Raw genomic sequence first — 11790 nt, 5'->3', positions numbered from 1 at the left:
GATGGCGAGCATACCCGCATAGCAGAACATGATGACAGCGACGTCGGATTGGCCCAGCGTAATCGCAGCACTACGGATCCCGATCCGGATGTCGTCGTCCCGATCTACCATGGCATATTCAGTGTCATAGGCGATGGACCAGAAAACATTCGCAACAAGAAGTACCCATGCTATCAATGGAACCGCCCCGGAGACGGCGGAAAACGCCATCGGCACGCCGAAACCGAAGGCGACCCCAAGATATGCTTGCGGTAGCGGAAAGAAACGCTTGGTAAAGGGGTAGGAAAACGCTAGAAGCAAAGCGCAGAGGGACAATTGGCGTGTAAGCGTATTTAGTGAAAGAACCAACGCGAACGCGATGGCCGATAAGGCGGCTGCCACGGCGACCGCCTCCCACGCGGCCATGTGCCCCGAGGCAAGTGGTCGGGATTTCGTGCGGTTCACGTGTCTATCAAAGTCACGGTCCGCGAAGTCGTTGATTGCACATCCTGCAGAACGCATGAGGAATGTTCCAGCAGTGAATATGACCACGAGCGACGCAGAGGGACTTCCTTTCGTGGCGATCCAGAGACCTGTGAGCGTTGGCCAAAGTAATAACAGACTCCCGACGGGCTTGTCGAGTCGGGCAAGACGCATGTAAATCAAAGCACGGTTTAGCATAAGATTGTATTTTGGAGCAAAGACGCATGTTATCTGTAACGGGAGCGCCCGCGCAAACGATATACATGTCGGGCATATGAAGGTGTGGTTGAGACTCACACGCTTAGTAGCTGGTCTCAACAGTGATCACAAGGGACACTAAACGAGGACCCATGGAAGCAGCAATTCAAGAGACCTTATCATTTGACGTGTGGAAGCAGAATTGTATTGAGCGGCTCGACACGCTGCTCAGCGCGTCGTTGACTGGCGTATCCACGGGCTCTGAAGCCCTCACCGAGGCCATGAGGTATGCGGTGTTGGATGGTGGGAAGCGTCTACGGCCCCTATTGTGTTATGCGGCAGCCGAAGCTGTCGGCGCAAGTCCGTACGATGCAGATGGAGCTGCCTGTGCTGTTGAACTAGTACACGCCTACTCGCTCGTCCATGATGATCTCCCATCCATCGACAACGATGTTCTTCGACGGGGCAAACCAACGTTGCATGTTAAGTTCGGAGAGCCAATCGCATTACTTGCGGGCGATGCTTTACAGTCGCTAGCGTTCGACGTTATCACCAGCACTCATCTTTCCCCCGACAGGGCGGTCGCTCAGATCCGCGTGCTCTCGAGGGCGATCGGTTTCAAAGGCATGGTGGCCGGACAAGCGCTGGATCTAGCAAATTCGGTGCGCAGTTCGACGAAGGAGAGCGTGGAAACGTTGCACCGTTATAAGACAGGTGCGTTGATCCAAGCAGCTCTTGTGTGCGGCGGCCTTTGCGCGAAAGACGCCGAAGCGTCCGAGATCGCCTGTTTAGGGCTACGCTGAAAAAGGTCAACGCCGTTGGGCGGTAAGACGTTAAATGCGGATGAAACAACAGACCCTTGCGATGGCGGCCGATCAAGGCGCCGGATTCGAACAGTATCGACGACCAACCAAACGTGATGTGTTCCTTGAGACGATGGAGCAGATCGTACCGTGGACGCAATTGTGCGAGGTTGTCGAGCCGCACTATCCGAAGGGGCAAGGCGGGCGCCCGCCAGTTGGCCTGGAGCGCATGCTGCGCATGCACTTTGTGCAGCACTGGTTCAACCTGGCGGATGAAGCCTGCGAGGAAGCGCTGCTGGACAGCACCGCATTGCGGCGATTCGTTGGGATTGACCTGGGGCGCGAGCGCGTTCCCGATGGCACGACGCTGTTGAAGTTTCGCCGGCTGCTGGAGCGCAACAAGCTCGGCGAGCAATTGTTCGCCAAGGTCGGCGAGGTACTGCAAGGGCACGGCCTGAAGGTTGGCACCGGCACCATCGTGGATGCCACCATCATCGGTGCGCCCAGTTCCACGAAGAACGCGGACAAGGCGCGAGACCCCGAAATGCATCAGACGAGGAAGGGCCAGCAGTGGTACTTCGGCATGAAGCTGCACGTCGGCGTGGATAGTCAGACGGGGCTGGCACACAGCGCGGTAGTGACGGCTGCGAACGTGCATGACAAGCATCCGCTGCCGGCGCTGCTGCATGGCGCCGAGCGGCGTGTGTATGGTGACAGCGCGTATGCGAGCCAGAAGGAACTCATCGCCAGCAAGGCACCGCAAGCGAAGGACTTTACCAACCAGCGTGTGCGCAGGCGAAGTGGTGAGGTCGATGACACCAGACGCCCGAAGAACCGCAACAAGTCGAAGATACGTGCGCGGGTCGAGCACGTCTTTGCGGTGGTCAAGCGGCTGTGGGGTTTCGTCAAGGTGCGCTATCGCGGTCTGGCGAAGAACGCCACGCGCGCCTTCACCGCACTGGCGTTGAGCAACATCTACATGAGCCGCGAGCGGCTCATGGCACAGGTGCGTCCATGATGGGCCAAAGTGGGTCGAGAGACCCGCTTGCAAGGCCCTTCAGGGCAAGAAAATCGAACCAATCGCGTCGCTGATCTCGCATTCCGACATTCAGCAGCAAACCGTCGCCGAAAACGGTGGCTTCTTCAGCGTAGCCTTAGAACACTACGCAGAGCAAATCGGGCTCGCCTATCAAATTGTGGACGACATATTGGATGTGTCGGCGGATTCCACCGTTCTCGGCAAAACGCCCGGTAAAGACAAGTTTTTAGGAAAAGCCACTTACGTTTCGCTGCATGGCATCGAGTCCGCAAGAGCGCTTGTGGAAACGTACCGCATAGCGGCCTTAGAGTCTTTACGAACGTTCGGCACCCGAGCCCACCGGCTGCATCGTCTTGCGGAGTCGCTCACGAATAGAGTCGCCTGATTGTGCATGCCTTTCCCTGGAACACATTTGACAACATGATGGGCGCGGACGCGTTCGGGATCGTCGTCACGCTGTTCGCCCTGTGCCACCTGGCGGAAAAGCGTGGCGATGACAGGATCATTGACCACTACCACTCCCTGCGAGCCTTTGCGACGCAGTACGCAGAGGCCGCGAACATTCTCCGCGCTATCGACTAATCAACCGGCCCCGGCCTGCGGGCCGGGGTCTTTCGCCCTACCTGAAAATCAGTGAGGAAGAAATGGACATGACGCAAATTCGCCCAACCTGGCTGACCGCGCTTCTGCCTTTGCTGGCTGTCTACCAGTATGGGGACCGTGAAATCGTGCGTGCTGAACTGTTCCGTATGGCGCTGTCGGCGGATGCGGCGGCGAAGACAGCCGACGCGCTGCACCGTATCGCCAACATGCTCGACCGGGAGGGTCATGCGATCGACATGCACCGCGAAGAGCTTCGCGCGATCGCGCGTGCCGCGCTTGCTGAGTTTGACCGCGTACCGCCCCGCGCGCCTCTGGTAGCGGTTCACGAAGCAGTCCGCCATCAACCTGCGCGCGTGGCTGCGCGGCGAGCGTGACCGCATGCACGTGGTTCACGTGCCGTCGCCGAAGGACGAGGCGTCGCGCCAGCTGATGCGCGATCGCGGGGAACTGCAGAAGGAGGTACTGTAGCATCGCGACCGGATGCGCAAACTGCTGGTCACGCTCGGCTGCTGGGATGAGGTCAACCACAAGGCCTTCGCCGGCCGGCTCGCCCGCGACCAGGTGCGGTAACTGTTCGAGATCGACGCACGCCGTATCACGTGCGCAGGCGGCACGGCGCGAAACTCGCCGCACAAGTGTAGGAGCAATTCGTGCTCAGCCGCATCCGGCAACGCTCTGACCACCAGCGCATGCAGATCGCCGCGCGCTACGGCATCCACAATCGCAAGCTGATTCAGGTGATCGGCGTGATGGAACAACACATGGAAGAACCGCTCTCGCCGGATGCGCTGGCGGAGGAAATTGGCGTAACGCGGCGCCAGTTGGAACGCCTGTTCTGCGCGGCGCTCAAAGACACGCCTACGCATTTCTATCTCGGACTGTGCCTTGCACGCGCCCGCGAGTTACTGCAACAAACCGACATGTCCATCACCACGGTTTGCGTGGCAGGCGGCTTCGAATCGCCTTCCCATTTTTCGCAAACCTACCGTACCTCACTTCCGAGAAGCCGGTTTCAGCCGCGCTGGTCCAGTCCGTGTTGTCGCCTCAGCTTGACGACCTGGAGCCGACCCTGACCCGTCACGGCTATCGCGAAGGATCTCGCGGAACAGTTCGACGCCAAACCGACGGAGATCAAAGCGCTCTTCAGCGACTCATTGGATCCGGTGCGGACCGCGACGTTGCGGGACAAGATGCTCGCGGCCGGGCTGCCGATCTGACTTCCGTCTGTTGCAGATAATGTGAGCACGCCATGATGGAATGCAAGCACGCGTGGCTGAATGCAAGCACAGTTGCAGATAATCCGAGCACGTGCGTTGCGCCAGTTGCAGTTATTTCGAGCCGGAAACCGCGTCGATTGCAAGCACGGCCGGTTTCAAATGCAAGGCGTTACACATAACGGCCCAGGCGAGTTGCTTACTTGCGTACGAAAAGTCCGTTTCCTGAGAAGGGCATTCCGCCCAGGTTTTCGCAGGCCTGTCAGTGCCTGCCTTTCGAGCCAACCAGCACGCTCTGATTCGGTGAGCATGCTCCACCAGGTCATCGCTTCATTGATGGTTTGCTCTGTCTGCTACAGTTGAGGGTCGGCCTCGCGACGTCGTCGATACAACCGTCGTCGATGAGCTGCGCGAGTGCCTGCCGGTACCAGTCGCCATACGTCGCGACGAGGTCGACGAACGCCACGTGATTGCGGCATTGCCCGGGAAGCGCGCCAAGCCCCACAAATCGGACGAGGATAGCGGCACGTGCTTCGTTACTGAATTCCATCATGGTGATTTTTCTCCATCGAGTGAGATCGTTGCCCGAACACCGATGGCGATCGGGTCGTCTCACCCATGAAATGGGTAAACGCGCGGTGCCAAACCCCCGAAATCATCATTAAATTTATTTATCATAGTCCCAAGACAATAGGCGCATCCATGACGACCGCTTACTATTGATAAAATATGTTATCAAGAGTAAATTGTGGCCGGTGGCGGTGAGCGGTCACGGGCATCGCCGGTGAGCCTTTTCAGGAGCCTGCATCAATGACAGCCCTTTCCAGTGGCGCGCACGGCGCGGTCCACCTGCTGACCGACGGCGACGCGCTGACCGCCAGCGTGCGGCGCACCGTGCGGCTCGAAGCCGCAGCCGATGGCAGGAGCCTGCTGCTGGTCGACGTCGATGCGCGCAGGCCCGGTATTCACCGCGAAGTGCGTTACGAAATCACGCCGGCCGAACTGATCGCCGCAATCCGTGCGCACGGCGCCGAGCTCCCGGGAGAAAGCCATGCCGATGCTGCCGGTTGCACCTGAGTCGCAGTCTGCCTGGCGACGCCTGACCGCCGCGCAGTTCCAGCAGCTCGCGGCCGTCCCGGCCGAAGCGGAGTGGTTCGCCAACCTCAACAACCCGCGTACGCGGCGCGCGTACCGGATCGACCTGCACGACTTCATGGACTTCACCGGCATCCAGCGGCCGGAGGAGCTTCGCGTCGTCACGCGTGCGCATGTGCTGGCCTGGCGGACAGCGCTCGAGACCCGTGCGCTGTCCGGTGCGACGATCCGGCGCAAGCTCGCCGCGCTGTCGTCGCTGTTCGAGTACCTGTGCGAAAAGAACGCGGTGGACTTCAATCCGGTCAAGGGCGCGAAACGCCCGAAGGTCGACAGCAACGAAGGCAGGACACCGGCACTGGGCGACCACCAGGCCCGCGCGCTGCTCGACGCCCCCGATCCGGCGACGCTGAAAGGCCTGCGCGACCGCGCGCTGCTGTCGGTGCTGCTGTATCACGGGCTCCGCCGCGAGGAGTTGTGCCGCCTGACGGTGCGCGACATTCACGCGCGCCGCGGCGTGCCGCATCTGCGCGTGCACGGCAAGGGCGACAAGACCCGCTATCTGCCGCTGCATCTTGCTACGGCCGAGCACGTGCACGCGTACCTGGAAGCGGCCGGCCACGGCGAGATGCCCAGTGCGGCGCTGTTCCAGCGCGCGCGCGGTGGCTCAGGTAACGCCATCACACCGGACGGCGTCTACAAGGTCGTGCTCGCGTACGCCGCGCAGGCGAAGATCGCGGTCGACGGCTTCGGCGTGCACAGCCTGCGCGCGACGGCAGCGACCAACGCGCTCGAGCACGAAGCGGACATTGCGAAGGTGCAGGAGTGGTTGGGCCATGCGAACATCGCGACGACACGCATCTATGACCATCGGCGTCATCGGCCCGAAGATTCGCCGACGTTCAAAGTGGCATATTGAGCCGTTGCTTCGGCGCCCAGATAGGTCAGATCACCGCTCGGTATAATTGCTTTTATGGAACGAATCCAGTCGATCAACCCGGAAAGGATCGCATGGTGTTGCGCTGACCTCGGCACAACGCCAGGTGATCTCGCGTCCGAAATCGGCATCGCACAGGCGACGATGGATCGTGTCATAGCTGGCGAAGGCGGTCTGACGTTTGCGCAGCTCAGCAAACTCGCGGGGTTCTTCGGACGCGGAGCACTGTTCTTTCTGGAACCGGGCCCTGTTGACGAAACACTCGCGCACACACCGGCTTTCCGGACGCTCGCGAATCAAAAGCCTGAGTTGACGCCAAAAATCAAGGCGCTGATCGAGCGGGTGGAGAAGCAACGCGAGATATACCTGAGCTTGCGTGAGGACCTCGGCGACGGTGGTTTACCGTCGTTCAACGAGCCCGATTTGCCGCGCGATAACCCGGCTGAAGCGGCGCGAGTTGCACGTCGATGGTTGCGTCTCGGCGACAACAATTCCTTTGATAGCTATCGTGCCGCAGTTGAGGCGCAAGGCGTGCTGGTTTTCCGTAGCAACGGGTACAACGGAAAGTGGCAGATCGCCAAAGAAAGTCCGATCCTGGGCTTCAGCATCTACGACGTTGCCTGCCCGGTCATCGTGGTCAAAAAACAGCCTTGGGAGCCGCAGCAGTCGTTCACGCTCATGCACGAACTCGGGCACCTGCTGTTGCATCGGGAAAGTTCGATCGATGACGAAACCGATATGCAATCGCGCCAGGGACACGAGCGCGATGCGAACGCCTTTGCGGGTCACTTGCTGGTCCCGGACGCGTTTCTCGCGAGGATCAACGACGCCAACCGGCCGCGAGAGGTTTCTCAGTTTGATGATTGGCTACAACCACTTCGGCGTGCATGGGGTGTCAGCGCCGAAGTGATCTTACGTCGTCTGCTCGACAGCGGAAGACTGGCGCAGCATCAATATGCAGCCTATCGGCAGTGGCGTGCAGAGCAAGCACAGCCGGTGCTGGATGGTGGCAGCAGGGCGTATCGCAATCGCGAACCGTCGCATATTTTCGGCGACACTTTTGTGCGCACGGTGCTGGATGCCCTGAACGGACGCTATATCACCTTGGCACGGGCGAGTAGCTACCTCGATGGATTGAAGATCAACGACCTGCATCAATTGGAACGACACTATGCAGGTGTTTGATGCGTCGTCCATGGTTCACGCGTGGGACAACTATCCCGCGCATCAGTTTCCCGGCATGTGGCGATGGATCTCCACCGAGATTAACGAACGAAGGCTCGTGATGCCCTCCGTCGCCTACGGCGAGGTATGTAATAGAGCGCCGGACTGTGGAGACTGGCTAGCCGCAGCAAACCTCGAGCGACTGGAAATTACAAACGCGATTGTCCAGGATGCGATGCGCATCAAAGGGCTACTTGGAATCGTGGACGACCGATATCATCCCAAGGGCGTCGGTGAAAACGATCTACTGATCATCTGCACGGCTCGTGTGCACGGGCGAGATCTCGTATCCGACGAAGGGCGACAAAATATCCCGCCCGACGTGAACTCGAAGCGCAAGATCCCTTCCGTGTGCTCCATGCCGGAGGTGGCCGTACCGTGCATTAACTTCATCGAATATATAAAGAGAGCCAACTTTGTTTTTGGCTGAACCGGTAATCCGAGCACGTGTGTTAATGATTCGGCGGGTCGCCCGAGAAGAGGTTGTCATACTTTTCGTGAAAATTCTGGCGGTTTGAATCTAAAAAGCCATATTGATCAATGGCTTGCGAGGTCGCTGATTCTGCGAAAGCCCGATAGCCGGCAATCCTTGCTGTGAGCGGCGCTACGTGCGACTACCGCCAGATTTCGTACGATTCGGACGATTACCCCCAGGCCGTGGCGCTAAGCACTATTCCCCGTGCTCCAGCTAAACCGGTCGTTCGTCGATAGCGGCGTATCCGACGACCCGGGCTTTTTACCCAACGGCGATCACCCCGAGGCAACAAGCAGATCATGAGTAATCCGAGGCAATTTCGAAGGGACGATCTGTGCGCAGATGTAGCGCAGCAGCGCGCGCCAGCGATCGAGTTTCGGTGATTGCTCCGCGAGCTGTCTGACATGCTGCAGTGCCTTGCGGATATTGCCCACCAGCGCACGGATGGTCTGCGTCATCGCATGCAACGGCGTGAGATAGAGCCGGGTGCCGCCAGCGTGGCTGGCGCTCGTACCGACGGCGGCCAGCAGCAGCGGCCGGCTCGTCACCGCTTCGAGCCGACCTTGCGGATGAGCGGCGCGGCAGTACCACGACCACCAGTTGTAGACCAGCGCGCCGATCCGGGCCGTCGTCTGGCAGCGCGTGATGTCCTGCGTCGTGAAGCCGCCCAGGCCCCACTGGTTCTTCAGTTCGTCGAAGCCGTTCTCGCAATCGCCGCGGTCGCGGTACAACTGCGCGATCGAGTCCAGCGGATACGGTGCGTTGGTGACGAGGATCGTGTACTCCCACATCTGATGGGCGTCGAGCACCGCCACGTCGGCGATCGGCAGCCGAAGCTGTTGCTGATCCTTGCGCGGCGCGTTCACCACGTCGTCACGAATCCGGCGGCGCACGACGACCACGCGGCGTGTGCGCGACCAGCCGTCCAGCCGCAGTTCGCTTTCGATCGCCTGGCATCCCTGGGCATCCGCCTGCCCCCAGCTGCTGCGCCCCGCCAGCCGGGTAATCAGACGCTTCGCATTCCTGGTCTGGCGCAAACGAAGCAGGTAGGGCTGCGCCCGTTGCTCCAGCACGGCCAGAACACCTTCGTTTCCATAGCCGCAGTCGCCTCGTACCAGCACCGGGCGACACCCATCCAGTTCGTCGAGCAGTCGACCGAGCCCCTCCCTGGCGTGCAGCGACGCATGCTGGTTGCCCGGGCTCACCTGCACGTCCAGCACCAGCCGCAGGGTGCTGACCCAGAAGGTGTGCAGCACGTGGCTCGGACGCCCCGGCTTGTGCGGGTTGTAGCCCAGTTCCGCGCCTTCCTGACGTCCGTACAGCGGCTTGATGCTCGCGTCGATGTCCATGATCCACGGCGTCGCGAGCGCCTCGCGTACGCTGTTCATCAGCGCCGGGCGCATCCACGCCTCGCTGGCCACCGCATCGATCTGCAACAGCGAGCGTCGCACGGTGTCCTCGCTGACGGTGCGCTTCATACCCAGCGCCTGCGCCGCTACCGCGTCACCGCGCAGTGCCGTCACGTGAGCATAGCGGCGGTGGCCAGCAAGGACCGCGAGCACCAGCGTGCCCAGCACGTCACGTTTGTCCGACGTATTGCCGCCGCGATGCACGAGCGGACAAGCATCGACCCACGCATCGAACACGCCGGCGGTCGCGAGAAACTCGGCAAAGAACACCAGCTGGCCGTTTGGCGTCGCGTGCGCGGCCTCGTCCCAATGCACGTGCATGCGCCCGCCCATCGTGTCGACAATCATCGGTTCGGCGTCCGGTGCCGCCGCAATATCCCGGTCTGTCTTTTCACCCATCGGGTGAGTTTGCCAGACTTCCGAAGACCGTTGCCCGCATTGCCTTGGCGCCTGATTTCAAACCTTCAACTGCCGTTTCTAGGGTAACCGACCAGGGCGCTCATAGCGGTGCTGTGCCGTGGTCAGCTCGAGGTCGCGGCTCTGGCGGGTACGGAAGCTCTGCCACTCGTTTTCGAAAATGTAGCCGCCCGTCCAGCGTTCTTCGACCGGAGGTAGTTCGCCTTGCGCCGGGTCTATCTGTCAAATGACACAAAGTCGTCCGGACCCAAGGGGACTGTTAAAAAGCGTGGGGTTTTCGGCGCGATAGGATGGAGCCTCTCTGGTGTGTATGCCGAGGTGTGCGATGAAAATCGTCGTTCGCGTCGAATTGATTACCGACTGGGGTGATACTAATACAGTCGAGGTAGGCCGCATTGACCGGCCAAGCCAAACGCTCGATTCCGGATCGGTCGGGCTGTCATTGGCGGACGGAAAGCAACTGCTGCATAGCTTGCAGCAGGCGGTGATCCCAGCTCAGACCGACGAGATTTGCGCCTTGCGCCGCATCTGTCGCCGATGCCATCGCTGGACGGGCGTTAAAGGACTACCGGAATCGCAAAGTCGATACCGTCTTTGGTACCGTCAGCTTTCGCAGCCCACGCCTCGTATCTTGCGCCTGCGAGCCGCCTTGGTATTTGGAAACAGCGTTCTGCCCGCTATGGCCGATCATGCCGGAGCGCGCTACGCCGGAGTTGTTAGCCCTCCAGGCGAAACTCGCAGCGCAGATGTCGTATCGACGAGTGGTCGAGACGATGCGGAATTTTTGCCGGTCGGCGACAAGATCAACCATGTGACGATCCGGAACAGGACGTTGCGGGTCGGCGCGCGGATTGACACCATCGAACTGCCGAGCATACAACCGCGAAGCCCGACTACCGAATGGACTCTGGCGATCGACGGTGGGTTCGTGCGAGGAAGAGGGAAGACAGAAATCCGGAGCTTCGAGATTCTGACCGGACGTCTTGCCGCGCCAGGAGGAAAGCCCCGCGTCTTCGCATGCGTGCGGAGCGAGTTGCCGGACGTGGCGGAACGGCTCACTTCGCTTGTGCAGACGCACAGCGGTACATCGCACCCACGACTCTCGGTGATCACCGACGGTGCCAACGGGATACAAAGCATCTATCGGCAACTCCCATTCACGGCGACGCCGATACTTGACTGGTTTCACATCTCGATGCGGGTGCGGCATCTCGAGCAGATCGTCAAGGGCCTACTGCCACGGTCCGAGACCGAGAAGTACACGAAGAAAGCGCTATGCACCTATGCGAACCGATTACGCTGGTGCTTCTGGCACGCCAACGCAGCGAAAACGGAGCAACGAATGCAACAGACCTTGCTGCTCTGTCGCATCGTGGTGGCGCAGACGGCGCGATTCACGAGAAGCCTGGAGCAACTCGACTACCGCGTCGGCGAGTTGCTCGCGTACCTCAAGAGCAATAGCGGCTCAACGATCGCCTACGGGAAGCACTATCGCGAGCACAGGCCGATTTCGACGGCGATGGCAGAGTCGGCGGTGAACCAGGTAATCAACGTTCGCATGTGCAAGCACCAGCACATGCGCTGGACGCCACGCGGCGCTCACTTACTTGCCCAGGTGCGATGCGCGGGAATCAATGGCGACCTGGCAGCCAAACTTGCGGCGTATAGGGCGCGCATTGACGAAGTACCGGAGGACGTGGCCCGCTTTCTCGAATTCATGCAACGGGCAGAAGAAGCGAAACCCCACGCTTTTTAACAGTCCCATCAGGAACCTGTGGACGAAGCGCTTGGCCGCCATCATGAAGTATCCGGACAGTACACTAAGCCTCCATATCGAGCGCGACTGAGCCGATGCGCATGCTTCAACCACAAGTCCTCCTTGAATGCACGATTCTTGCAAAAAGTGGGCAATTATTG

General features: G+C 60.2%; 12 protein-coding genes and 3 pseudogenes. 12 read left to right on the top strand and 3 right to left on the bottom strand.

Annotation, left to right across the window (positions count from 1 at the left end; all coding sequences use genetic code 11):
• Nucleotides 1-660 (bottom strand): 4-hydroxybenzoate octaprenyltransferase (gene ubiA / locus OKW39_RS43590; protein WP_429565633.1); only part of this gene is annotated, 660 nt, incomplete at its 3' end.
• A gap of 152 nt (nucleotides 661-812) precedes the next feature.
• Between ubiA and OKW39_RS43585 the strand changes: the two genes are divergently transcribed.
• The 7 genes and pseudogenes from OKW39_RS43585 to OKW39_RS43555 all read left to right on the top strand — a co-directional run.
• Entirely contained in the window at nucleotides 813-1463 is a 651-nt protein-coding gene (locus OKW39_RS43585) for a polyprenyl synthetase family protein (protein WP_429565632.1), read from the top strand.
• 40 nt (nucleotides 1464-1503) lie between these two features.
• Nucleotides 1504-2481 (top strand): IS5 family transposase, encoded by a 978-nt coding sequence (locus OKW39_RS43580; protein ID WP_429565631.1) that lies wholly within the window; start codon nucleotides 1504-1506, stop codon nucleotides 2479-2481.
• A gap of 52 nt (nucleotides 2482-2533) precedes the next feature.
• The gene (locus tag OKW39_RS43575) at nucleotides 2534-2887 is read left to right on the top strand and encodes a polyprenyl synthetase family protein (RefSeq protein ID WP_429565640.1); all 354 of its coding nucleotides are present in this window, start codon (nucleotides 2534-2536) and stop codon (nucleotides 2885-2887) included.
• A gap of 20 nt (nucleotides 2888-2907) precedes the next feature.
• A pseudogene (locus OKW39_RS43570) lies at nucleotides 2908-3084 on the top strand (antirestriction protein); the annotation flags it as partial.
• A 62-nt stretch (nucleotides 3085-3146) separates the two neighbouring features.
• Complete coding sequence (locus tag OKW39_RS43565; RefSeq protein WP_429565630.1) at nucleotides 3147-3479, top strand: hypothetical protein; 333 nt, start codon at nucleotides 3147-3149, stop codon at nucleotides 3477-3479.
• Nucleotides 3448-3672 (top strand): annotated as a pseudogene (locus OKW39_RS43560) (IS110 family transposase); the annotation flags it as partial. The gene OKW39_RS43565 and the pseudogene OKW39_RS43560, both read left to right, overlap by 32 nt.
• Before the next feature lie 3 nt (nucleotides 3673-3675).
• Nucleotides 3676-4178 (top strand): annotated as a pseudogene (locus OKW39_RS43555) (helix-turn-helix domain-containing protein); the annotation flags it as partial.
• A gap of 463 nt (nucleotides 4179-4641) precedes the next feature.
• Here the strand turns inward: OKW39_RS43555 and OKW39_RS43550 are convergent.
• Nucleotides 4642-4872 carry a hypothetical protein gene (locus tag OKW39_RS43550; RefSeq protein ID WP_429565629.1) on the bottom strand — a complete coding sequence of 77 codons (231 nt, stop codon included), beginning with the start codon at nucleotides 4870-4872 and terminating at the stop codon, nucleotides 4642-4644.
• A 257-nt stretch (nucleotides 4873-5129) separates the two neighbouring features.
• Between OKW39_RS43550 and OKW39_RS43545 the strand changes: the two genes are divergently transcribed.
• Genes OKW39_RS43545 through OKW39_RS43530 form a run of 4 tightly spaced genes read left to right on the top strand, consistent with a single transcriptional unit; the run spans nucleotide 5130 to nucleotide 8002 of the window.
• On the top strand, nucleotides 5130-5396 hold the full coding sequence (locus OKW39_RS43545) for a hypothetical protein (RefSeq protein ID WP_429565628.1): 267 nt from the start codon (nucleotides 5130-5132) through the stop codon (nucleotides 5394-5396).
• Nucleotides 5371-6330: a tyrosine-type recombinase/integrase gene (locus OKW39_RS43540; RefSeq protein WP_429565627.1), complete on the top strand. Its 960-nt coding sequence runs from the start codon at nucleotides 5371-5373 to the stop codon at nucleotides 6328-6330. The genes OKW39_RS43545 and OKW39_RS43540 overlap by 26 nt, the downstream gene beginning before the upstream one ends.
• Nucleotides 6331-6384: 54 nt before the next feature.
• The gene (locus OKW39_RS43535; protein ID WP_429565626.1) at nucleotides 6385-7533 is read left to right on the top strand and encodes an ImmA/IrrE family metallo-endopeptidase; all 1149 of its coding nucleotides are present in this window, start codon (nucleotides 6385-6387) and stop codon (nucleotides 7531-7533) included.
• Complete coding sequence (locus OKW39_RS43530; RefSeq protein WP_429565625.1) at nucleotides 7520-8002, top strand: DUF4411 family protein; 483 nt, start codon at nucleotides 7520-7522, stop codon at nucleotides 8000-8002. The genes OKW39_RS43535 and OKW39_RS43530 overlap by 14 nt, the downstream gene beginning before the upstream one ends.
• A gap of 320 nt (nucleotides 8003-8322) precedes the next feature.
• Here the strand turns inward: OKW39_RS43530 and OKW39_RS43525 are convergent, their stop codons facing one another.
• Nucleotides 8323-9855 (bottom strand): transposase, encoded by a 1533-nt coding sequence (locus tag OKW39_RS43525; RefSeq protein ID WP_429562411.1) that lies wholly within the window; start codon nucleotides 9853-9855, stop codon nucleotides 8323-8325.
• Nucleotides 9856-10198: 343 nt separating this feature from the next.
• On the opposite strand from OKW39_RS43525, the gene OKW39_RS43520 reads away from it, so the two are divergent.
• Complete coding sequence (locus tag OKW39_RS43520; protein WP_429565624.1) at nucleotides 10199-11629, top strand: ISKra4-like element ISBte2 family transposase; 1431 nt, start codon at nucleotides 10199-10201, stop codon at nucleotides 11627-11629.
• The last annotated feature ends 161 nt before the right edge of the window (nucleotides 11630-11790 follow it).

Source organism: Paraburkholderia sp. MM6662-R1 (assembly GCF_050436245.1).
Taxonomy (GTDB): Bacteria; Pseudomonadota; Gammaproteobacteria; order Burkholderiales; family Burkholderiaceae; genus Paraburkholderia; species Paraburkholderia tuberum.
Note: the sequence above shows the minus strand (reverse complement) of the source record. Positions and strands in the feature narration are given on the sequence as shown.

What these genes read in the sequence shown, in the direction of transcription:
- OKW39_RS43565 (WP_429565630.1), top strand. Translation starts at nt 3,147, where the DNA reads ATGGACATGACGCAAATTCGCCCAACCTGGCTGACCGCGCTTCTGCCT.
- OKW39_RS43525 (WP_429562411.1), bottom strand. Translation starts at nt 9,855, where the DNA reads ATGGGTGAAAAGACAGACCGGGATATTGCGGCGGCACCGGACGCCGAA.
- OKW39_RS43540 (WP_429565627.1), top strand. Translation starts at nt 5,371, where the DNA reads ATGCCGATGCTGCCGGTTGCACCTGAGTCGCAGTCTGCCTGGCGACGC.
- OKW39_RS43530 (WP_429565625.1), top strand. Translation starts at nt 7,520, where the DNA reads ATGCAGGTGTTTGATGCGTCGTCCATGGTTCACGCGTGGGACAACTAT.
- OKW39_RS43520 (WP_429565624.1), top strand. Translation starts at nt 10,199, where the DNA reads ATGAAAATCGTCGTTCGCGTCGAATTGATTACCGACTGGGGTGATACT.
- OKW39_RS43535 (WP_429565626.1), top strand. Translation starts at nt 6,385, where the DNA reads ATGGAACGAATCCAGTCGATCAACCCGGAAAGGATCGCATGGTGTTGC.
- OKW39_RS43580 (WP_429565631.1), top strand. Translation starts at nt 1,504, where the DNA reads ATGAAACAACAGACCCTTGCGATGGCGGCCGATCAAGGCGCCGGATTC.
- OKW39_RS43550 (WP_429565629.1), bottom strand. Translation starts at nt 4,872, where the DNA reads ATGATGGAATTCAGTAACGAAGCACGTGCCGCTATCCTCGTCCGATTT.
- OKW39_RS43585 (WP_429565632.1), top strand. Translation starts at nt 813, where the DNA reads ATGGAAGCAGCAATTCAAGAGACCTTATCATTTGACGTGTGGAAGCAG.
- OKW39_RS43545 (WP_429565628.1), top strand. Translation starts at nt 5,130, where the DNA reads ATGACAGCCCTTTCCAGTGGCGCGCACGGCGCGGTCCACCTGCTGACC.